14 protein-coding genes and 1 pseudogene are annotated in these 20,055 nt (G+C 71.8%); 10 read left to right on the top strand and 5 right to left on the bottom strand.

Annotation, left to right across the window (positions count from 1 at the left end; translation table 11 throughout):
- Positions 1 to 7: 7 nt before the first annotated feature.
- A pseudogene (locus tag ACZ62B_RS22040) lies at positions 8 to 121 on the bottom strand (DUF1768 domain-containing protein); the annotation flags it as partial.
- 155 nt (positions 122 to 276) lie between these two features.
- Positions 277 to 825 (bottom strand): NADAR family protein, encoded by a 549-nt coding sequence (locus ACZ62B_RS22035; protein WP_344566200.1) that lies wholly within the window; start codon positions 823 to 825, stop codon positions 277 to 279.
- Between the two features lie 402 nt (positions 826 to 1,227).
- On the opposite strand from ACZ62B_RS22035, the gene ACZ62B_RS22030 reads away from it, so the two are divergent.
- The 7 genes from ACZ62B_RS22030 (at position 1,228) to ACZ62B_RS22000 (ending at position 10,338) form a co-directional block, all read left to right on the top strand.
- Complete coding sequence (locus ACZ62B_RS22030; protein WP_469691773.1) at positions 1,228 to 2,763, top strand: gamma-aminobutyraldehyde dehydrogenase; 1,536 nt, start codon at positions 1,228 to 1,230, stop codon at positions 2,761 to 2,763.
- Positions 2,764 to 2,815: 52 nt separating this feature from the next.
- A complete protein-coding gene (locus ACZ62B_RS22025) occupies positions 2,816 to 4,063 on the top strand; it encodes a polyamine ABC transporter substrate-binding protein (protein WP_344566204.1) in 1,248 nt (415 codons plus the stop codon).
- Positions 4,064 to 4,067: 4 nt separating this feature from the next.
- The gene (locus tag ACZ62B_RS22020; RefSeq protein ID WP_344566206.1) at positions 4,068 to 5,261 is read left to right on the top strand and encodes an ABC transporter ATP-binding protein; all 1,194 of its coding nucleotides are present in this window, start codon (positions 4,068 to 4,070) and stop codon (positions 5,259 to 5,261) included.
- On the top strand, positions 5,261 to 6,193 hold the full coding sequence (locus ACZ62B_RS22015) for an ABC transporter permease (RefSeq protein ID WP_344566211.1): 933 nt from the start codon (positions 5,261 to 5,263) through the stop codon (positions 6,191 to 6,193). Before ACZ62B_RS22020 ends, ACZ62B_RS22015 begins: the two co-directional genes overlap by 1 nt.
- Entirely contained in the window at positions 6,194 to 6,994 is an 801-nt protein-coding gene (locus ACZ62B_RS22010) for an ABC transporter permease (RefSeq protein WP_344566213.1), read from the top strand.
- A 25-nt stretch (positions 6,995 to 7,019) separates the two neighbouring features.
- Positions 7,020 to 8,438 carry an NAD(P)/FAD-dependent oxidoreductase gene (locus ACZ62B_RS22005; RefSeq protein WP_344566215.1) on the top strand — a complete coding sequence of 473 codons (1,419 nt, stop codon included), beginning with the start codon at positions 7,020 to 7,022 and terminating at the stop codon, positions 8,436 to 8,438.
- A gap of 85 nt (positions 8,439 to 8,523) precedes the next feature.
- Entirely contained in the window at positions 8,524 to 10,338 is a 1,815-nt protein-coding gene (locus ACZ62B_RS22000) for a chitinase (protein WP_469691769.1), read from the top strand.
- Here ACZ62B_RS22000 and ACZ62B_RS21995 read toward each other — a convergent pair.
- Positions 10,277 to 10,915: a phosphatase PAP2 family protein gene (locus ACZ62B_RS21995; RefSeq protein ID WP_344566219.1), complete on the bottom strand. Its 639-nt coding sequence runs from the start codon at positions 10,913 to 10,915 to the stop codon at positions 10,277 to 10,279. The two genes, ACZ62B_RS22000 and ACZ62B_RS21995, sit on opposite strands and share 62 nt — an antisense overlap.
- Positions 10,916 to 11,348: 433 nt before the next feature.
- Positions 11,349 to 12,683: a 4-aminobutyrate--2-oxoglutarate transaminase gene (gabT, locus tag ACZ62B_RS21990; protein WP_469691767.1), complete on the bottom strand. Its 1,335-nt coding sequence runs from the start codon at positions 12,681 to 12,683 to the stop codon at positions 11,349 to 11,351.
- A 344-nt stretch (positions 12,684 to 13,027) separates the two neighbouring features.
- Here gabT and ACZ62B_RS21985 point away from each other — a divergent pair, with 344 nt between their 5' ends.
- From ACZ62B_RS21985 to ACZ62B_RS21975, 3 genes are all read left to right on the top strand, one after another.
- Positions 13,028 to 15,439, top strand: a complete 2,412-nt coding sequence (locus tag ACZ62B_RS21985) for an ATP/GTP-binding protein (protein WP_344566223.1) — start codon at positions 13,028 to 13,030, stop codon at positions 15,437 to 15,439.
- A gap of 127 nt (positions 15,440 to 15,566) precedes the next feature.
- Positions 15,567 to 17,123: a PucR family transcriptional regulator gene (locus ACZ62B_RS21980; RefSeq protein ID WP_469691765.1), complete on the top strand. Its 1,557-nt coding sequence runs from the start codon at positions 15,567 to 15,569 to the stop codon at positions 17,121 to 17,123.
- Between the two features lie 621 nt (positions 17,124 to 17,744).
- Complete coding sequence (locus ACZ62B_RS21975; protein ID WP_344565626.1) at positions 17,745 to 19,190, top strand: aldehyde dehydrogenase family protein; 1,446 nt, start codon at positions 17,745 to 17,747, stop codon at positions 19,188 to 19,190.
- 75 nt (positions 19,191 to 19,265) lie between these two features.
- On the opposite strand, the gene ACZ62B_RS21970 is transcribed toward ACZ62B_RS21975, so the two are convergent.
- On the bottom strand, positions 19,266 to 19,982 hold the full coding sequence (locus tag ACZ62B_RS21970) for a DUF4190 domain-containing protein (protein ID WP_469691812.1): 717 nt from the start codon (positions 19,980 to 19,982) through the stop codon (positions 19,266 to 19,268).
- Positions 19,983 to 20,055: the final 73 nt, after the last annotated feature.

The following is a 20,055-nucleotide window of genomic DNA, read 5'->3' as shown; positions in this document are numbered from 1 at the left end:
CCCCCTTTCAGCCGGTACGCAGCCGTCGCCGAGCCTCCATCAACGCGAACCCCAGCAGATTCGGGCCCCGCCAGCGCTCCGGATCCACCGCCCCCTCACCGCCGTCCGCAAGACCGACCCCCATGGGCGAAGGCCCCCCTTTCAGCCGGTACGCAGCCGTCGCCGAGCCTCCATCAACGCGAACCCCAGCAGATTCGGGCCCCGCCAGCGCTCCGGATCCACCGCCCCCTCGCCGCCGTCCGCAAGACCGGCTCCCATGGGCGAAGGCCCCCCCCTTCAGCCGGTACGCAGCCGTCGCCGAGCCTCCATCAACGCGAACCCCAGCAGATTCGGGCCCCGCCAGCGCTCCGGGTCGTTCGCCCCCTCGTCGCCGGCCGCGAGGCCGATGCCCCACACCCGGTCCACCGGGCTCGCCTCGACCAGGACGCGCTCGCCCGTGTTCAGCAGGAACGCCCGCAGGTCGTCGTGGGCCGCGAACTTGTGCACGCTGCCCTCGACGACGATGTCGAGCCGCTCCCGGCGCCATGTCTCCTCGTCGAAGCCGCGCACCAGCCGTCCGGCCTTCTTCGCCTGAGAGGGATGCTCCGCGGCCAGCACCCGCCGCTCCCCCTCCGGGTCTCCGAACAGCCGGGCCTTGGCCGCCATCATCCAGTGCTCGGCGGTCGCGTACTCCACGCCGTCCACCGTGAACGGCGACGGCCACCACTGGCTCAGACAGCTCGGCCCGATCCGGCCGTCGGGCAGCGGCCGGTGCCCCCAGAAGTGCAGGTACTTGACCCTCGTCCCGGCGCGGACCGCCTCGATCAACTTCTCCCGTGAGTCCATCGCCGCCTCCGTGCAGTGTGATTCGCCCCCGCCGCCCCTTCCCGTCCCGAACCTGGGGCTCCGCCCCAGACCCCGCTCCTCAAACGCCGGAGGGGCTGAATGTCAGCCCCTCCGGCGTTTGAGGAGCGGGGGTCCGGGGGCAGCGCCCCCGGGACGGGACGGGACGGGACGGGTAAGGGCGGCGGGGGCGGCTTCCGGCCTGTCCGGCAGGAGTCTCGCAGTAACCACCGACACTCCGTCCTGCCTTTTCCGTGACCACTCGACACCTGGTCGACAGATTCCGTCGCGTAACCAAAAGGAAACAACGGAATCACTTGTTGGGGTCCACTCGCTCTGTCAGGATCGGCACTCAAATCGAGCTGGAGCCACGCCGCCCCCCTCGGGGACACGGAGGAGAGCGACATGCACAACCCGGGCAGCACCACCCCGGAACGGTTTCCCGCCCAGGACCGGTTCGCGGACGGCGCGCAGTTCATCGCGGGCCGCCCGGCGAAGGGCACCTCGGGCCGTACCCACACGGTCGTCGACCCGGCCACCGGCGCGGAGGTGTACACGTACGAACTCGCCGGCCCCGACGACGTCGACGCGGCCGTCGCGGCCGCGCGGGAGGCGTTTCCGGCGTGGGCCGGTGCCACTCCCGGTGAACGGTCCGACGCCCTGCACCGGTTCGCCGCCGTCGTCGCCGACCGCGCGGAGGACTTCGCCCGCGCGGAGTCACTGCAGTGCGGCAAACCCCTGAAGCTGAGCCGCGGGTTCGACGTACCGGGCACGATCGACAACATCGCCTTCTTCGCCGGTGCCGCCCGTCACCTCCAGGGCCAATCGGCCGGCGAGTACTCCGGCGACCACACCTCCTACGTCCGCCGCGAGCCGATCGGTGTCGTGGGCTCCGTCGCCCCCTGGAACTATCCGCTCCAGATGGCCGCCTGGAAGATCCTCCCGGCGATCGCCGCGGGCAACACCATCGTCCTCAAGCCCGCCGAGCTCACCCCGCTGACCTCGCTCCTCTTCGCGCGGGCCGCCACCGACGCCGGAATCCCGGACGGTGTGATCAACATCGTCACCGGCACCGGCGGGGAGGCGGGCGAGCACCTGGTCGGCCACCCCGACGTGGCCATGACCTCCTTCACCGGCTCCACCGCCGTCGGCAAGCGGGTCGCCGAGATCGCCACCGCCACCGTCAAGCGCCTCCACCTGGAGCTGGGCGGCAAGGCCCCCTTCGTCGTCTTCGACGACGCCGACCTCGACGCCGCCGTCAACGGCGCGGTCGCGGGCGCGCTGATCAACACCGGCCAGGACTGCACGGCCGCCACGCGCGCGTACGTGCAGCGCCCGCTCTACGAGGCGTTCGTCGAGCGCACCGCCGCCCTGATGGAGACCGTCCGGCTCGGCGACCCGTTCGCCCCCGGCACCGACCTCGGCCCGATGGTCTCGCACGTCCAGCGCGACCGGGTGGCCGGCTTCGTCGACCGGGCGCGTGCCTACGCGCGCGTGGTGACCGGCGGCGAGGCACCCCTGGGCGAGCTGAAGGACGGCGCGTACTATCGCCCCACCCTCATCGCCGGCGCACCGCAGGACAGCGAGGTCGTGCAGTCCGAGATCTTCGGTCCGGTGCTGGTCGTCCTGCCCTTCGACACCGACGACGAGGGCATCGCGCTGGCCAACGACACCCCGTACGGACTCGCCGCCTCCGCCTGGAGCCGGGACGTGTACCGCACGGGCCGCGCCACCCGCGAGATCAAGGCCGGGTGCGTGTGGATCAACGACCACATCCCGATCATCAGCGAGATGCCGCACGGCGGGCACAAGGCGTCCGGCTTCGGCAAGGACATGTCCGCCTACTCGTTCGAGGAGTACACGCAGGTCAAGCACGTCATGTTCGACAACACCGCGGTGGTCCGCAAGGACTGGCACCGCACCGTCTTCGGGGACCGATAGCAGCCAGGCCGCCCGACCCGCGGCCACACTCTCCCGAAAGGGCACCACGCGCATGGAGCAGTACGAGCCCGACCGCCTCTCACCGGCCCAGGTGGCCGCCATGCGGCGCAGCTTCCGCACCGGCAGGGCGGCCCTGTCCCGCCGTTCCCTGCTGCGCGCCTCCGCGGGCGGCGCGCTCGCGGCCGGCGGACTCGGCGCGCTGAGCGGCTGCGGCATCCCCGCGGCCGGCAACACCCAGGGCGGCGTCTCGGCGGAGGACCACTCGAAGGAGGAGAAGTCCGTCAACTTCTCCAACTGGACCGAGTACATGGACGTCGACGACAGCGGGCGCGCGCACCCCACGCTGGACGCGTTCACGGAACGTACCGGCATCAAGGTCAAGTACACCGAGGACATCAACGACAACACCGAGTTCTTCGGCAAGATCAAGCCGCAGCTCGCCGCGGGCCAGGACACCGGACGCGACATCATCGTCCTCACCGACTGGCTGGCCGCCCGCCTGATCCGCCTCGGCTGGGTGCAGAAGCTGGACCCCGCCAACCTCCCGCACGCCTTCGCCAACCTGTCGCCCCAGTTCCGCAGCCCCGACTGGGACCCGGGCCGCGCCTACTCCTACCCCTGGCAGGGCATCGCGACCGTCATCGCCTACAACAAGAAGGCCCTCGACGGCGTCGAGGTGAGGACCCTCTCCGACCTGCTGGACAACCCGAAGCTCAAGGGCCGCGTCGGGCTGCTCACCGAGATGCGCGACACCATGGGCCTGACCCTGCTCGACATGGGCAAGGACCCGGAGAAGTTCACCGGGGACGACTACGACGCGGCGCTCGCCCGGCTCCAGAAGGCCGTCGACAAGGGTCAGATCCGCCGCTTCACCGGCAACGACTACACCGCGGACATCGCCAAGGGCGACTTCGCCGCCTGTGTCGCCTGGGCCGGGGACGTCGTCCAGCTCAAGGCGGACAACCCGGACATCGACTTCCTGATCCCCGACAGCGGCTACATGATGTCCAGCGACAACCTGCTGGTCCCCAACAAGGCCCGTCACAAGGCCAACGCCGAGCGGCTGATCGACTACTACTTCGAGCCGAAGGCGGCCGCGGAACTCGCCGCCTACATCAACTTCGTCTGCCCGGTCGAGGGAGTGAAGGACGAGCTCGCGAAGATCGACGAGGACGCGGCGAACAACCCGCTGATCCTCCCCGACCAGGCCATGCAGGCCAAGTCCCGTGCCTTCCGCTCCCTGAGCTCCAAGGAAGAGACGGAATTCGAAGAGAAGTTCGCGAAGCTCACTGGGGCGTGACGAGATGAAGACGACCAAAGACACCACCACGGCCGGCACCGCGGGCGGGGACGTCCGCCTCACCGGCATCGGCAAGACGTACGGCTCCTTCACCGCCGTACACCCGCTCGACCTGACCGTGCCGCAGGGCTCCTTCTTCGCCCTGCTCGGCGCGTCCGGCTGCGGCAAGACCACCACCCTGCGGATGATCGCCGGCCTGGAGGAGCCCACGAGCGGCACCGTCCACCTCGGCGACCAGGACGTCACCGCGCTCCCGCCGTACAAGCGGCCGGTGAACACGGTCTTCCAGTCCTACGCCCTCTTCCCGCACCTCGACATCTTCGAGAACGTCGCCTTCGGTCTGCGCCGGCGCGGCATCAAGAGCGTGAAGAAGCAGGTCGAGGAGATGCTGGAGCTGGTCCAGCTCGGCGAGCAGGCCCGCAAGAAGCCGCACCAGCTCTCCGGCGGCCAGCAGCAGCGCGTCGCGGTGGCCCGCGCGCTGATCAACCACCCCAAGGTGCTGCTGCTCGACGAGCCGCTCGGCGCCCTCGACCTGAAGCTGCGCCGTCAGATGCAGCTCGAGCTCAAGCGCATCCAGACCGAGGTCGGCATCACCTTCGTGCACGTCACGCACGACCAGGAGGAGGCCATGACCATGGCCGACACGGTCGCCGTGATGAACGCCGGCCGCGTCGAGCAGCTCGGCTCGCCCACCGACCTGTACGAGAACCCGCGCACCACGTTCGTCGCCAACTTCCTCGGCACCTCCAACTTCATCGAGGCCGAGGTCGACACCAGGTCCGGCGACGAGGTCGTCCTCAAGGCGGGCGGCGGCAAGCTGGTCCTGCCCGGGGCCCGCAACAGCGCGCCCGCGACGGCCGGCGGCAAAGTGCTGGTCGGGGTGCGCCCGGAGAAGATCTCCCTCACCCACGCCGACGACGCCGGCCGGATACCCGAGGGCCGCAACCGGATCACCGGCCGGATCGCCGCCTCCAGCTTCATCGGCGTCTCCACGCAGTTCGTCGTCGACAGCCCGGTCTGCTCCGACTTCGAGGTCTACGTCCAGAACATCGACCGCGACGCCCGGCTGGTGCCCGGCGCCGAGGTGGTCCTGCACTGGAACCCGGCGCACACCTTCGGCCTGGACGCCGCCCAGTCCCTGCTTGCCGGGACAGAGGGCTCCGCGGGCGTCGAGACCGGCGAGGAAGAGGTCGCCTGATGACCACGGTCACCCAGGCGCCGCCCCTGGCGCCCGCCCCGGAGACGAAACCACCGCGCGCACCACGCAGAAGGGGCCGCTGGACGCCGTATCTGCTCCTGCTGCCCGGTCTGCTGTGGCTGTTCGTGTTCTTCGCGCTGCCGGTGGTCTACCAGGCCTCCACGTCCGTGCAGACGGGCTCCCTGGAGGAGGGTTACAAGGTCACCTGGCACTTCGCCACCTACTGGGACGCGCTGTCCGACTACTGGCCGCAGTTCGTCCGCTCGGTGCTCTACGCGGCCTCCGCGACCGTGCTGTGCCTGCTGCTCGGCTATCCGCTGGCGTATCTGATCGCCTTCCGCGCGGGACGCTGGCGGAACCTGATCATGATCCTGGTGATCGCGCCGTTCTTCACCAGCTTCCTGATCCGCACGCTCGCCTGGAAGACGATCCTCGCCGACGGCGGCCCGGTGGTCGACGCCCTGAACACCCTGCACGTCCTGGACGTCACGGCGTGGCTCGGCTGGACCGCCGGCGACCGGGTGCTCGCCACGCCGCTCGCGGTGGTGTGCGGTCTGACGTACAACTTCCTGCCGTTCATGATCCTGCCGCTCTACACCTCCCTGGAGCGCATCGACCCCCGGCTGCACGAGGCGGCGAACGACCTGTACGCCAGGCCGTCGACCACCTTCCGCAGGGTCACCTTCCCGCTGTCGATGCCGGGCGTGGTCTCCGGCACGCTGCTGACCTTCATCCCGGCGTCCGGCGACTACATCAACTCGGATCTGCTCGGCTCGACCGACACCCGCATGGTCGGCAATGTCATCCAGTCGCAATTCCTGCGGATTCTCGACTATCCGACGGCCGCGGCGCTCTCGTTCATCCTGATGGCCGCGATCCTCGTCATCGTCACGCTCTACATCCGCAAGTCCGGCACGGAGGATCTGGTTTAAATGGCCTTCGTCAATTGGTTCAAGCGCCGCCTCGTCGTCATCGCGGGACTGCTGACTCTCGCGTATCTCCTCCTGCCGAACGTCGTCGTCACCGTGTTCTCCTTCAACAATCCGAAGGGGCGCTTCAATTACACGTGGCAGGAGTTCTCCACGGAGGCGTGGAAGGATCCCTGCGGTGTCTCCGGACTGTGCGCCTCGCTGTCGCTCAGCCTCCAGATCGCCCTGTGGGCGATGCTCGGCGCCACCGTGCTCGGCACGATGATCGCCTTCGCGCTGGTCCGCTACCGCTTCCGCGCCCGCGGTGCCGTGAACTCGCTGATCTTCCTGCCGATGGCGATGCCCGAGGTGGTCATGGCCGCCTCGCTGCTCACCCTGTTCCTCAACATGGGCGCCCAGCTGGGCTTCTGGACGATCCTGATCGCCCACGTCATGTTCTGCCTCAGCTTCGTCGTGGTCGCCGTGAAGGCGCGCGTGATGTCGATGGACCCGAGGCTGGAGCAGGCCGCGCAGGACCTGTACGCCGGCCCGTTCCAGACGTTCGTCCGGGTCACGCTGCCGATCGCCGCCCCCGGCATCGCGGCGGGCGCGCTGCTCGCCTTCGCGCTCTCCTTCGACGATTTCATCATCACCAATTTCAACGCCGGCTCGACCGTCACCTTCCCCATGTTCGTCTGGGGATCGGCACAGCGCGGAACCCCCGTGCAGATCAACGTGATCGGTACGGCCATGTTCGTCATCGCCGTCCTGCTGGTACTGGTCTCCATGGTCATCGGAAATCGCCGCAACCGGCAGAAGGCATAAAAAAGCACCGTAGGGAGTTGAAATCATGGCCCCTGGCGCCATGAGCCGTTGGACGAGATCCCTTTCCGAAGCCCGGCCGGCTTCCTACTGGCTGGACGACCCCGGCAGGCCCGACCCCGAACCCGCCCTCACCGGCGCCGAGACCTGCGACCTGCTGGTCGTCGGCGGCGGCTACAGCGGACTGTGGACCGCGCTGATCGCCAAGGAGCGCGACCCCGCACGGGACGTCGTGCTGGTGGAGGGCCGCGAGGTGGGCTGGGCCGCCTCCGGCCGCAACGGCGGATTCTGCGCCGCCTCCCTCACCCACGGCCTGCCCAACGGACTGACCCGCTGGCCGGACGAGATCCACAAGCTGGAGGAACTGGGCGCCCGCAACCTCGACGCCATCGAGGAGACGGTCGCCCGCCACTCGATCGACTGCGACTTCGAACGCTCCGGCGAGATCGACGTCGCCACCGAGCCCTACCAGGCGTGGGAGCTCAAGGACTGGTACGAGGAGATCCGCGCCAAGGGCCTCGCCGACGGCATCGAGTACCTGGACGCCGACGCCGTACGGGAACAGGTGAACTCCCCGACCTTCCAGGCCGGCCTGTACGACCGCCGGGGCGTGGCCATGCTCCACCCGGCCAGACTGGCCTGGGGACTGAAGCGGGCCTGTCTCGGCCTCGGCGTCCGCGTGTACGAGCACACCCCCGCCCTCACCCTGAAGCCGTACGGCACCGGCATGGCCGTACGCACCCCGTACGGGCGGATCCGCGCCCGCGCGGTGGCACTCGGCACCAACGTCTTCCCCAGCCTGGTCCGGCGGGTCCGCTCCTACACCGTTCCGGTCTACGACTACGCCCTGATGACCGAGCCGCTCACCGCCGACCAACTGGCGTCCATCGGCTGGAAGAACCGGCAGGGTCTCGGGGACAGCGCCAACCAGTTCCACTACTTCCGGCTCTCCGCCGACAACCGGATCCTGTGGGGCGGCTACGACGCGGTCTATCCGTACGGCGGCCGGGTGCGCGCCGAGTACGACGACCGGCCGGAGACCTACGCCAAGCTCGCCGGGCACTTCTTCACCTGCTTCCCGCAACTGGAGGGCGTGCGCTTCACCCACGCCTGGGGCGGCGCGATCGACACCTGCTCCCGCTTCTCGGCGTTCTTCGGCACGGCGTACACGGGGAAGGTGGCGTACGCGGCGGGCTACACCGGCCTCGGCGTCGGCGCCACGCGCTTCGGGGCCGAGGTGATGCTGGACCTGCTGGCGGGGGAACGGACGGAACTCACGGAGCTGGAGATGGTGCGCAGGAAGCCGCTGCCGTTCCCGCCGGAGCCGTTCGCCTGGACCGGCATCGCCCTCACCAAGTGGTCGCTGGCCAGGGCGGACGCGCGGGGTGGGCGGCGCAATCTGTGGCTGCGGACGATGGACCGATTGGGTCTCGGCTTCGACAGCTGAGCCGCGCGGGGGCTTGACAACCGAATTGGTCTGGACCAAATTGAGCGCGCTCCACCCTCCAATTCCCCCCTGCCCGGAGGCCCTTGTGGACCGCTCCAGACCTCTCGCGCGCCGGCCCCTCGTGGCGCTGCTCACCGCCACCGCCCTCGCCGCCACCGGCATGACCGCACTGTCGTCGGCCGCCCGCGCGGCCGACGCGGACCTCGCCAGGAACGGCGGCTTCGAGTCCGGCCTCGACGGCTGGAGCTGCACGGCCGGTACGACCGTGAACTCGCCGGTGCACAGCGGTAGTTCGGCGCTGAAGGCAACTCCGGCGGGCGCCGACAACGCCCGCTGCGCACAGACCGTCACCGTGAAACCGGACTCCCAGTACACGCTCTCCGGTCACGTCCAGGGCAGCTACGTCTACCTGGGCGCGAGCGGCACCGGCACCACCGACGTCTCCACCTGGGCCCAGTCGGCCCCCGGCTGGCAGCAGCTCACCACCACCTTCCGCACCGGCCCCTCCACCACCCGCGTCACCGTCTACACCCACGGCTGGTACGGCACCGGCGCCTACCACGCCGACGACATCACCCTGGTCGGCCCCGGCGGCGAGACCGGCCGGCCGCCCGCCCCGCCCACCGGCCTCAGGACGGGCACCGTCACCTCGACCAGCGTGGCCCTGTCCTGGTCACCGGTCGCCGACGCCACCGGCTACGCGGTCTACCGCGACGGCACCAAGGTCCAGAACGTCAGCGGCACTTCGGCCACCGTGTCCGGACTGTCGCCCTCGACGGCGTACGCCTTCCAGGTCGCCGCCGTGAACGACGCGGGCGAGTCGGCCCGTTCGGCCACCGTGACCGCGACGACGGGCGCCCCCGACTCCGGCGGCGGCCCCTCCGACCTCCCGGCCCACGCCCTGGTCGGCTACCTCCACGCCAGCTTCGCCAACGGCTCGGGCTACACGCGCCTGGCCGACGTGCCCGAGAGCTGGGACGTCATCGACCTGGCCTTCGGCGAGCCCACCTCGGCCACCTCCGGTGACATCCGCTTCGACCGGTGCCCGGCCTCCGAGTGCCCCGGCGTGGAGAGCGACGCCGAGTTCAAGGCGGCGATCAAGGCCAAGCAGGCGGGCGGGAAGAAGGTGCTGATCTCCATCGGCGGCGCCAACGGCCAGGTGCAGCTCACCACCACGGCCGCCCGGGACACCTTCGTCTCCTCCGTGTCGAAGATCATCGACGAGTACGGGCTCGACGGCCTGGACATCGACTTCGAGGGCCACTCCCTCTCCCTGAACGCCGACGACACGGACTTCAGGAACCCGAAGACCCCGGTGATCGTCAACCTGATCTCCGCCCTGAAGACCCTCAAGGCCAAGTACGGCGACGACTTCGTGCTGACCATGGCCCCGGAGACCTTCTTCGTCCAGCTCGGCTACCAGTACTACGGCACCGGCAAGTGGGGCGGCCAGGACCCGCGGGCGGGCGCGTACCTCCCGGTGATCCACGCCATGCGCGACGACCTGACCCTGCTGCACGTCCAGGACTACAACTCCGGTCCGATCATGGGCCTGGACAACCAGTACCACTCCATGGGCAGCGCGGACTTCCACATCGCCATGACCGACATGCTGCTCACCGGCTTCCCGGTGGCGGGTGACGCGAACAACGTCTTCCCGCCGCTGCGCGCCGACCAGGTCGCCATCGGCATGCCGGCCACCACCAACGCGGGCAACGGGCACGTGTCCCCGGCCGAGGTCACCAAGACCCTCGACTGTCTGACGAAGCGCACGAACTGCGGCGGTTACGCGACCCACGGGACGTGGCCCGGACTGCGCGGGCTGATGACCTGGTCGATCAACTGGGACCGGTTCGGAGGCTGGGAGTTCCAGCGGACGTTCGACGGCTACTTCGGCTGAGCGACAGCCGGAGGCAGATCAGCAGCACCGCGCCGAGGCACCAACTGGCCGCCACGTCCAGCGGCCAGTGGTAGCCCCGGCGCACCAGCCCGTACGAGGCGCCGGCGACCAGGACGGCGCAGGCCGCGACGAGCGCGCGACGCACCGCCGGTGACCGCAGCAGCGGCAGGAGCAGCAGCGTCGCCGCGCCGTACGCCACCACGGCGGTGGCCGTGTGCCCGGAGGGGTAGTAGCCGACCGCCGGGGGCACGGCCGGGGTGCCGGGGCGGTCGGTCCACTCCTTCAGGGGCGCGACCAGCGCCGGCACCAGCACCATCGCCAGGGCCCCGGCGGCGGGCGGCAGCCACCAGCGGTCCCCGCCTGTGGCACGTCCGTGCCAGGCGACGTACGCCAGGGCGACCGTCAGGACGGGGAGGGCGACCTGGACGTTGCCGAGGTCGGCGAGCAGTTCGGAGGCCTGGTCCGGGTGGACCAGCTCCCGGCTCAGCCGCTCGTCGAGGCCCACCAGCGGGCCGTCGGCGACGACCTGCCAGGTGATCAGCGCGAAGAGGAGAACGGGCGGTCCCAGCAGCAGCATGGTGCACAGCTTCGCAGGTGGGGCCCGGCGTACGCCGAAGGGCCAGTGCAAAGGGGGGGGTATGCACTGGCCCTTCTGGGAACGGCTTGCCGTATCAGGTGCCCGGATGGCCGTCCGGACCGGAACGTCGCGCGCCCCGGGGGGTTTGGGGCGGGCGACCGTCCGATCATGAGGAGATCCGAAGCCCTCAGGCCCCGGTTGTGTGCGCGAGGGCACGACCAGGTCGAAGCTGGGGAGGCCCCGTCCTGGAACCACCCACAGTTCCCTGTGGGCGGGGTGTATCTCTCATCCGCGTAGAAACCTACGGCAGGGGGTGGCCCCGCGACAGGGCCGACGGGCTCCTGTCATCCACCCCGCACACGTTCTTCACACGCTCTGCCGCTCGTCGGCCCCGGCGGTCCGGGGCAGGCGGCTCACCTGCCCCGATGCCGGCTCAGATGCGCGCGAACGCCTGCTCGATGATGTCGAGGCCCTCGTTCAGCAGGTCCTCGCCGATGACCAGCGGGGGCAGGAAGCGCAGCACGTTGCCGTAGGTGCCACAGGTCAGGACCAGCAGGCCCTCCTGGTGGCAGGCCTTGGCCAGCGCGGCCGTCGCCTCGGGGTTCGGCTCCTTGGTGTCGCGGTCCTTGACCAGCTCGATGGCGATCATCGCGCCCCGGCCGCGGACGTCGCCGATGACGTCGAACTTCTCGGCCATGGCGGTGAGGCGGGCCTTCATGACCGACTCGATGTTCTTCGCCCTGGCGTTGAGGTCGAGCTCCTTCATCGTCTCGATCGCGCCGAGCGCGCCCGCGCAGGCGACCGGGTTGCCGCCGTAGGTGCCGCCCAGGCCGCCGGAGTGGGCGGCGTCCATGATCTCGGCGCGGCCGGTGACGGCGGCGAGCGGCAGGCCGCCCGCGATGCCCTTCGCGGTGGTGATCAGGTCCGGGACGATGCCCTCGTCCTCACAGGCGAACCACTGGCCGGTGCGGCAGAAACCGGACTGGATCTCGTCGGCGACGAAGACGATGCCGTTGTCCTCGGCGAACCGGCTGATCGCGGGCAGGAAGCCCTTGGCCGGCTCGATGAAGCCGCCCTCGCCGAGCACCGGCTCGATGATGATCGCGGCCACGTTCTCGGCGCCGACCTGCTTGGAGATCTGGTCGATGGCCTGCGCGGCGGCCTCCGGGCCCGCGTTCTCCGGGCCGGTCGGCCAGCGGTAGCCGTAGGCGACCGGGACGCGGTACACCTCGGGCGCGAACGGGCCGAAGCCGTGCTTGTACGGCATGTTCTTCGCGGTCAGCGCCATGGTGAGGTTGGTGCGGCCGTGGTAGCCGTGGTCGAAGACGACGACCGCCTGGCGCTTGGTGTACGCACGCGCGATCTTGACGGCGTTCTCGACGGCCTCGGCGCCGCTGTTGAACAGCGCGGACTTCTTGGCGTGGTCGCCCGGGGTCAGCTCGGCGAGCGCCTCGGCGACGGCCACGTAGCCCTCGTACGGCGTGACCATGAAGCAGGTGTGGGTGAAGTCGGCGAGCTGGGCGGAGGCGCGGCGGACGACGGCCTCGGCGGAGGCGCCGACGGAGGTCACGGCGATGCCGGAACCGAAGTCGATCAGCTGGTTGCCGTCGACGTCCTCGATGATGCCGCCGCCCGCGCGGGTGGTGAACACGGGCAGCACGGAGCCCACGCCCTGCGCGACCGCGGCGGTACGGCGGGCCTGCAGCTCCTGCGACTTCGGTCCGGGGATGGCGGTGACGACGCGGCGCTCCTGCGGAAGTGCGGTCATGCGGGGCTCCTGGGGGGTGTTTCGGACGCTTGCGTTCTTTTCTCGCAGGCTAGGGCGGGGAGCGGGGGGTGGGCATGCTCCATGTGGGCGTTGTGCGGGGGGCGGGGTTGTCCGTGGTGGACATACCCCAGCCGCGGGCAGTCGTGCCGCTGGGGCGATGGGGGTACCTCCCGCTCGAGCGAAGCCGAGAGCGGGGGAGGGTGGGCGCGGCGGCACCCGCGAACGCGGGCGAGTGAAACCCGCCCCCGCCCGGCCCCGGCCGCGTAAGCAGTGAACTCGACCTGTCAGGGCGTTAGATTGACTCGCTGATGGTGGATGGAGCGGCAGCTCAGGGGGCAAGGGCGATGAACAGCGACGGTACCCAGGACGCACGGGGCGCGCATGCCGACCCCGTCCCGCGCCCGGCGGGCCCACCGGACGTACCGAGGACGCCACCGCGCCCGAGCCGGGCGCCGGGTGTACCGCCCGTACCCGAACAGGCTCCCCGGTCCGCGTCCACCGTCGCCGCATGGCTCGACGCGGAGCGGCCGGCCGCCCGGCCGGGGATCTGGCGGTACGGCTACCGCCCGAAGCAGATCCCGGAACGAATCGCTCCGGTGACGGTCGCCGGCATGCTGATCCCGGTCGCCCTGGCGATCGGGGCATGGTCGCTCTGGCGGCGCGGCTACTTCCCGTTCAAGGGCGCCGTCCTGCGGCTCTTCACACCGAACGACTGGTGGTGGGCCGGTTCGGTGGTGACTCCCAAGCCGGTCGAGGGACGCGTGGAGCCGCTCCCGGGGATGCTCTTCCTGCATGTCGCCGACGCCGTCTTCTTCGCCGCGCTCGTGCTCGCGGTGGGTGTGCTCGGCAGCTGGCGGGCCATCGTCCGCCACTACGTGAGCCGCGTGTCCCAGCCGGGACAGGCCCTGATCGCCGCCGGTCTGGCCGTCCTCGTCCTCAGTTTCGTCTTCCCCGACGCCTTCCCGGGGCTCGGCTGGGCGGAGGCGCCGGTCGTCTATCCGCTGCTGTCCCTCACCGTGCTGATCACGGACAGCTACGACCTGATGGCCTCCACCCTCTACACGTACACGCTGTACACGGTCGTCACGCTGCTCGTGCTGTGGCCGTTCGCCCGCCTCGGCGACTGGTGGCCGTACGCGAGGAAACTGCTCGCCCCCCGTCGACCGGCCACCGTCGCCCCCGACGTACCCGACCGGCCCCGCTCCCAGTGGCCCGCGCTCCGCGACGCCGGCCAGCACGAGGCCGCGGACCTGCTCACCGCCGAGGTCACCGGCGGCCGGATGAACGACGTCGACTGCGCCCGCGTCGAGCACGCCTTCGCCACCGCCCGGCGCACCGCCACTCTGGGCGCCTTCCGCGACACCGTCCTGAGCCGGGGCGGCGCGGCGTGGACGCATCCCTCCGGCGCCCGGGACGTGCCGCGCCGGACCGCCCGCCACGACCTGCTCGCCGGTCAGGTGCGCATCGGCCGCTGGGTGGAGCACGAGCACGCCCCGCAGCCGTACCACGGCGCGGGAGCGGCCCTCGGCCCGGACGTGCTCGGCACCTCGCTGCTCGCCGTCGGCCCCTCCGGGTCCGGCAAGACCCGCACCCTCGTCGAGCCGGTGACCGAGGCGCTCGCCGTGCAGGCGCTCACCGGGAGCTGTGCCGTCGTGGCCGTCTCCGCCGCCGGGAGCCCGCTCGGCGGAGACGGCCTCTTCGACGTGATCGTGCGGATCGGTGACGCGTCCTCGGCGCACGACCTCGACCCGTACGCCGAGTCCGACGATCCGGACGAGGCGGCCGCGATGCTCGCCGAGGCGCTGGTGGGCGACCTCGACACGGGCGGCGCGCAGGGTGCCGCCACCGCCCTGGCACAGCTGCTCGGCCCCTTCCGGGCGGTGCACGGGCGCTTCCCCGCCCTGCCGGAGCTGCGCGAGCTGCTGGAGGGCGAGGAAAGGGCGCTGACCCCGTTGCGGCAGGCGCTCGCCGAGAGCGGGAACGACATCATGGGCCGCGAGCTCGACGCGCGCGTCCGGCAGACGGGTACGCCGGGCGACGCGGGCCGGCCCCTGGCCGACCGGCTGGCGCTGCTGGACCGGCCGGTGTTCACGGGCTTCTTCGGCAGGGGCGGACCGGGCCGGCTCTTCTCCCTGCGCGCGATCGCCCACCACCCCCTGCGGGTGCGGATCGACCTGCCCGAGCACGGCCACGAGGAGGCCGGCCGGCTGATCACACGGCTGGTGCTCGCACAGTTCCACGCCGCCGTCCGGGTCGGCCGGCGCACGCACTTCGCCGCTCTGGTCCTGGACGACGCGACCGGCACGGTCACCGCGGAGTCGGTCCGGCGCGTCCAGCGGCTGCGTTCACAGAACGCGGGCGTGCTGCTCACCCTGCGCACCGTCGGTGACGTCCCCGAGCCGCTGCACGGCCCGCTCTACGGAGCGGTGGGCTGCCGTATGGCCTTCTGCGGTGTCACCACCTGGGACGGCAGCCGGTTCGCGCAGACCTGGGGCACCGAGTGGGTGGAGACGACGGAGATCGCCAAGCACACCGTCTTCGCCGACCAGCCGATGACGCGGTTCCTCCACGCGGTGCGCAAGCGGCTGACGGGCGAGGACGTGACGACGGAAGCGGTCACCGTGCGCCAGGTCGAGCGGGAGCGGTGGTCGGCGTCGCAACTGGCGCACGCGGTGCCGCCCGGGCACGCGGTGCTGTCACTGACGACCGTCGAGGGCGAGCACGCGCCGCCGCTGCTGGTGGACCTGCGGGGGTGAGCCGTCCGGTCCGGGCGGCCGGGGACCGTACAGTGAGGCAGAATCGACACGGGCCGTTCATACGCAGCGGCCAAAAGATCACCGCGTTCTCACACACCCGCCGCAGACCCGAAGGCTCAAGGCACTCATGCCCCCGACGCTCGCCTCGCTCGTCCACCACTCCGCGCTCAAGCTGACCGTGCGCGCGGGCGAGGACCGCCTCGACGTGCCGGTCCGCTGGGCGCACGCCAGTGAGCTCGCCGACCCCGTGCCGTACATGGAGGGCGGGGAGCTCCTGCTGATCACCGCGCTGAAACTCGACGCGGAGGACCGGGAGGCGATGCGCCGCTACGTGAGGCGGCTGGTGGGGGCGGGAGTCGTGGGCCTCGGGTTCGCCGTCGGCGTCCACTACGAGGACATCCCCGACGCCCTGGTCGACGCGGCCCGCACGGAGGGCCTGCCGCTCCTCGAGGTGCCGCGCCGCACCCCCTTCCTCGCGATCAGCAAGGCCGTGTCCGCCGCCATCGCCGCCGACCAGTACCGCGCGGTGACCGCGGGCTTCGCGGCCCAGCGGGAACTGACCAAACAGGCCCTGACCGAAGGCCCGGAGGGGCTGCTGGCCGCGCTCGCCGCGCAGGTCGACGGGTGGGCCGCGCTGTACGACGCCTCGGGCGCCGTCGTGGCCACGGCACCGGAGTGGGCGGGCCGGCGCGCCGCGCGGCTCACCCCGGACGTGACCCGGCTGCGGGAGCGGTCCGCGCCCGCCTCCTCGGTCGTGGCCGGCCCGGAGAACGAGGACCGGGTCGAACTGCACTCCCTCGGCACCGGCCGGCGCCCCCGCGCGGCGCTCGCCGTCGGCACCGCCGCCGCCCTCGGCACCGCCGAGCGGTACGCCGTCCACTCCGCCATCGCCCTGCTCACCCTGACCACGGAACGCTCCCGCTCGCTGCACGCCGCCGAGCAGCGCATCGGCGCCGCCGTGCTGCGCATGCTGCTCGCCGGGGAGCCGGACCACGCCCGCGCGGTGGCCGGGGACCTGTACGGCGGTCTTCTCGACGCGCCCTTCCGGATCATCGTGGCCGCCGGGGGCGAGGGGAACGGGGACGCCCTCGGAGCCCTCGCCGAGGTCGCGGAGTCCGCCGCCGCCCGCTCCGGGGAGGTGGTCCTGGCCGTGCCGGAGGGGAACCGGCTGGTGATACTGGCCTGCGACGGCGGCGCCGCCGTGGCCGCCTGCTGCGACCACGCCGCCGCGCGGGAGGCGGCCCGCAAGGCCGACGACGACGAACTGGTCGTCGGACTGTCCGCACCGGCCGGCCCGATCGCCGCGTCCACCGCCTACAAACAGGCTGAACAGGCTCTCTCGGTGGCGCGGCGGCGTGGACGGGTGCTGGTGGAACACGAACACATGGCCGCGGGCTCAGTGCTGCCGCTGCTCGCCGACGACGCGGTCAGGGCGTTCGCCGACGGGCTGCTGCGCGCCCTGCGCGAACACGACGCGACGGGCCGCGGCGACCTCGTCGCCTCTCTCCGCGCCTGGCTCTCCCGCCACGGCCAGTGGGACGCGGCGGCGGCCGACCTGGGCGTCCACCGCCACACCCTCCGCTACCGCATGCGCCGGGTCGAGGAAATCCTCGGCCGCTCCCTGGACGATCCGGACACCCGCATGGAGCTGTGGCTCTCCCTGAAGGCGACGACGACGGATTGACGTCCTCACCCGCCCGGGGGCGGGTGATTCCGGCCCGTACCGCTCCGCAGCACCACCACGGGTCCGGCCCCTGTCCCACGGGCCTCTGCCGACCGGTGAGGGCCGGCCTCACGCGGCCTCCGCAGACCTGACTTCCCGCCCGTCCGGCGACGGGCCGGGCAACCCCGTCGCCCGGCCCGTCGATCTCAGCCCTCCCCCTGCGGACCTTCAGGTCACCACGGCCCCCTCCCAGCCCCCCCGTCCCCCTCCCCCAGCCCGCCCGGCGCCCCCCTTCCTTCCCAGCCCGTCCATCCCTCTCCCCCAGCCCGCCCGTCCCTTCCCCCCAGCCCGCCCGGCGGCCCCCTTCCTTCCCAGCCCGCCCAGCCCTCTTCCTCCCAGCCCGCCCGGCGTTTGAGGGCAAGGGGGTCTGGGGCGCAGCCCCAGGGACGGGACGGGAAGGGGCGGCGGGGGCGAAAACCCAAAGACCCGCACCCCCACCCCACCCCACCCCGCCAAACCGTAGAACCCCCACACCCCCACCACTACGACTCGGCCAAACTCCACCCCCCGCCCTCCGCCCTACCGTGGATCCAGCAACCCACCCACCCACACCCCCAACCGCGGAAGGGCCGGAACCCGCACATGACTTCCACCACCGCCTTCTGGCTCGCCGGCCGCCAGGCCACCGGCGAGACCACCTTCGACGTCACCTCCCCCTGGGACGGCCACACCGTCGGCACCGTGAGCGTCCCCACCGACGCCCAGGTCGAAGAGGCCGTCTCCGCCGCCCACGCCGTCCGCGAGGACTTCGCCGCCACCCCCGCCCACACCCGCGCCGCCGCCCTCGACCACGTCAGCCGCCGCCTCGTCGAGCGCACCGAGGAGATCGCCCGCCTGATCTCCGCCGAGAACGGCAAGCCGGTCAAGTGGGCCCGCGGAGAGGTCGGCCGCGCCGTCTCCGTCTTCCGCTTCGCCGCCGAGGAGGCCCGCCGCTTCAACGGCGGCGAGGCCCAGCGCCTGGACACCGACGCCGGCGGTCAGGGCCGGCTCGCCTTCACCCGCCGCTTCCCCAAGGGCGTCGTCCTCGGCATCGCGCCGTTCAACTTCCCGCTGAACCTGTGCGCCCACAAGATCGCCCCCGCGATCGCCGCGGGCGCGCCGATCATCCTCAAGCCGGCCCCCGCCACGCCCCTCTCCGGCCTGATCCTCGGTGAGCTGCTCGCCGAGACCGAGCTGCCCGCCGGCTCCTGGAGCATCCTCCCGGTCCCCAACGACCGCATGCCCGCCTTGGTCCAGGACGAGCGCCTCCCGGTCATCTCCTTCACCGGCTCCGAGACCGTCGGTTACGCGATCATGGACTCGGTGCCGCGCAAGCACTGCACCCTGGAGCTGGGCGGCAACGGCGCGGCCGTCGTCCTCGCCGACTTCGCGAGCGACGAGGACCTGGACCGGGCCGCGCAGCGCATCGCGACCTTCTCCAACTACCAGGGCGGCCAGTCCTGCATCTCCGTGCAGCGCGTGATCGCCGACGCCTCCGTGTACGACCGGCTGCTGCCGCGCATCGTCGCCGCCGTCGAGGCGCAGGTCACCGGCGACCCGAACGACGACGCCACGGACGTCGGCCCGCTGGTGAGCGAGGCCGCCGCGCAGCGCGTGGAGTCCTGGGTCGACGAGGCCACCGCCGCGGGTGCCAAGCTCCTCACCGGCGGCAAGCGCGACGGCGCCTCCTACGCGCCGACCGTGCTCACCGACGTACCGGCCGACGCGACGATCGCCCGCGAGGAGGTCTTCGGACCGGTGCTGACCGTGCAGAAGGTGGACGGCGAGGCGGCGGCCTTCGCGGCCGTCAACGACTCCAAGTACGGCCTCCAGGCGGGCGTGTTCACGCACGACCTGCAGACCGCCTTCCGGGCCCACCGCGCCCTGGAGGTGGGCGGCGTCGTCATCGGCGACGTGCCGTCCTACCGCGCCGACCAGATGCCGTACGGCGGCGCCAAGCAGTCCGGTGTGGGCCGCGAGGGCGTGAAGTTCGCGATGGACGACTACACCTACGAGCGGGTGATGGTCCTGACGGGCCTCGCGCTCTGACCCACCCGCGAAAGGCCGACGGCCCGAGCCCACTGTGCGGGGGCTCGGGCCGTCGGTCCTTGTCGACCGGTGTGGTCAGCGGAAGGCGGGAGCGGTGACGGCCGGGCGGTGGGCGCCGTAGTAGTCCTCGTCCTCCCAGCTGTCCTCCTCGCTGTTGATGGCGGCCACGACGCCGATGGCTATCAGGACGATCACGGCGATGCCGAGGACGAGTCCGATGATGCCCGTGATCAGGCCGGTCTGGGCCTGTCCGTGGTTGTCGGCCAGGCCCTGCTCGGCCTTCTGGCGGCCCTTGATGCCGAAGACGATGGCGAGGATGCCGAGGACGACGGAGACCACGCCGTACAGGCAGAACAGGCAGCAGGCCAGGATGCCGAGCACCATGGCCGCGACGCCCATGCCGTTCTGCCGCTGCATCGGCATGCCGGGCCAGCCGTAGCCCGGCGGGTAGCCGGGGTATCCGTAGCCGCCGGGTGCGCCGGGGCCGGTGGGCGCGACGGGCGGCGGGGGCAGCGCGGAGCCCGGGGCGTCGAACGGCGTGGCACCGCCCGGGGGCATGCCTCCGGCGGGCGGGACGAAGCCGGCGCCCGGCATCCCGGCGATGGTGGGCTGGCTGTGCACGGACGGCGGCTGCGGCGCGGACAGCCCGTCGGCGACGGTCGGCGTGGCCGGTGACTGCGGCGGCCGGCCGGCGCCGGACGTGCGGTCCTTGTCCAGCGAGGGCCTGTCCTCCGGGGCCGCCCAGGGGTCGTCGGCGCCCGTGTCCCCGCCCGGCTGCGTCGCGTCCGTCATCTGGAGTTCCCCCTCGGCCCTCGATCGTCCGGCCATGCTACGGCTCCGCCGCCCCGTGCCGCCCCGCGCCCCC

This window comes from Streptomyces sp. NPDC053426, from assembly GCF_055585405.1.
This window is presented reverse-complemented; position numbering and strand designations above follow the sequence as displayed.

Coding starts and splice junctions, on each gene's coding strand:
- ACZ62B_RS22035 (WP_344566200.1), bottom strand. CDS start 825: ATGGACTCACGGGAGAAGTTGATCGAGGCGGTCCGCGCCGGGACGAGG.
- ACZ62B_RS22030 (WP_469691773.1), top strand. CDS start 1,228: ATGCACAACCCGGGCAGCACCACCCCGGAACGGTTTCCCGCCCAGGAC.
- ACZ62B_RS22025 (WP_344566204.1), top strand. CDS start 2,816: ATGGAGCAGTACGAGCCCGACCGCCTCTCACCGGCCCAGGTGGCCGCC.
- ACZ62B_RS22020 (WP_344566206.1), top strand. CDS start 4,068: ATGAAGACGACCAAAGACACCACCACGGCCGGCACCGCGGGCGGGGAC.
- ACZ62B_RS22015 (WP_344566211.1), top strand. CDS start 5,261: ATGACCACGGTCACCCAGGCGCCGCCCCTGGCGCCCGCCCCGGAGACG.
- ACZ62B_RS22010 (WP_344566213.1), top strand. CDS start 6,194: ATGGCCTTCGTCAATTGGTTCAAGCGCCGCCTCGTCGTCATCGCGGGA.
- ACZ62B_RS22005 (WP_344566215.1), top strand. CDS start 7,020: ATGGCCCCTGGCGCCATGAGCCGTTGGACGAGATCCCTTTCCGAAGCC.
- ACZ62B_RS21995 (WP_344566219.1), bottom strand. CDS start 10,915: ATGCTGCTGCTGGGACCGCCCGTTCTCCTCTTCGCGCTGATCACCTGG.
- gabT (WP_469691767.1), bottom strand. CDS start 12,683: ATGACCGCACTTCCGCAGGAGCGCCGCGTCGTCACCGCCATCCCCGGA.
- ACZ62B_RS21985 (WP_344566223.1), top strand. CDS start 13,028: ATGAACAGCGACGGTACCCAGGACGCACGGGGCGCGCATGCCGACCCC.
- ACZ62B_RS21980 (WP_469691765.1), top strand. CDS start 15,567: ATGCCCCCGACGCTCGCCTCGCTCGTCCACCACTCCGCGCTCAAGCTG.
- ACZ62B_RS21975 (WP_344565626.1), top strand. CDS start 17,745: ATGACTTCCACCACCGCCTTCTGGCTCGCCGGCCGCCAGGCCACCGGC.
- ACZ62B_RS21970 (WP_469691812.1), bottom strand. CDS start 19,982: ATGACGGACGCGACGCAGCCGGGCGGGGACACGGGCGCCGACGACCCC.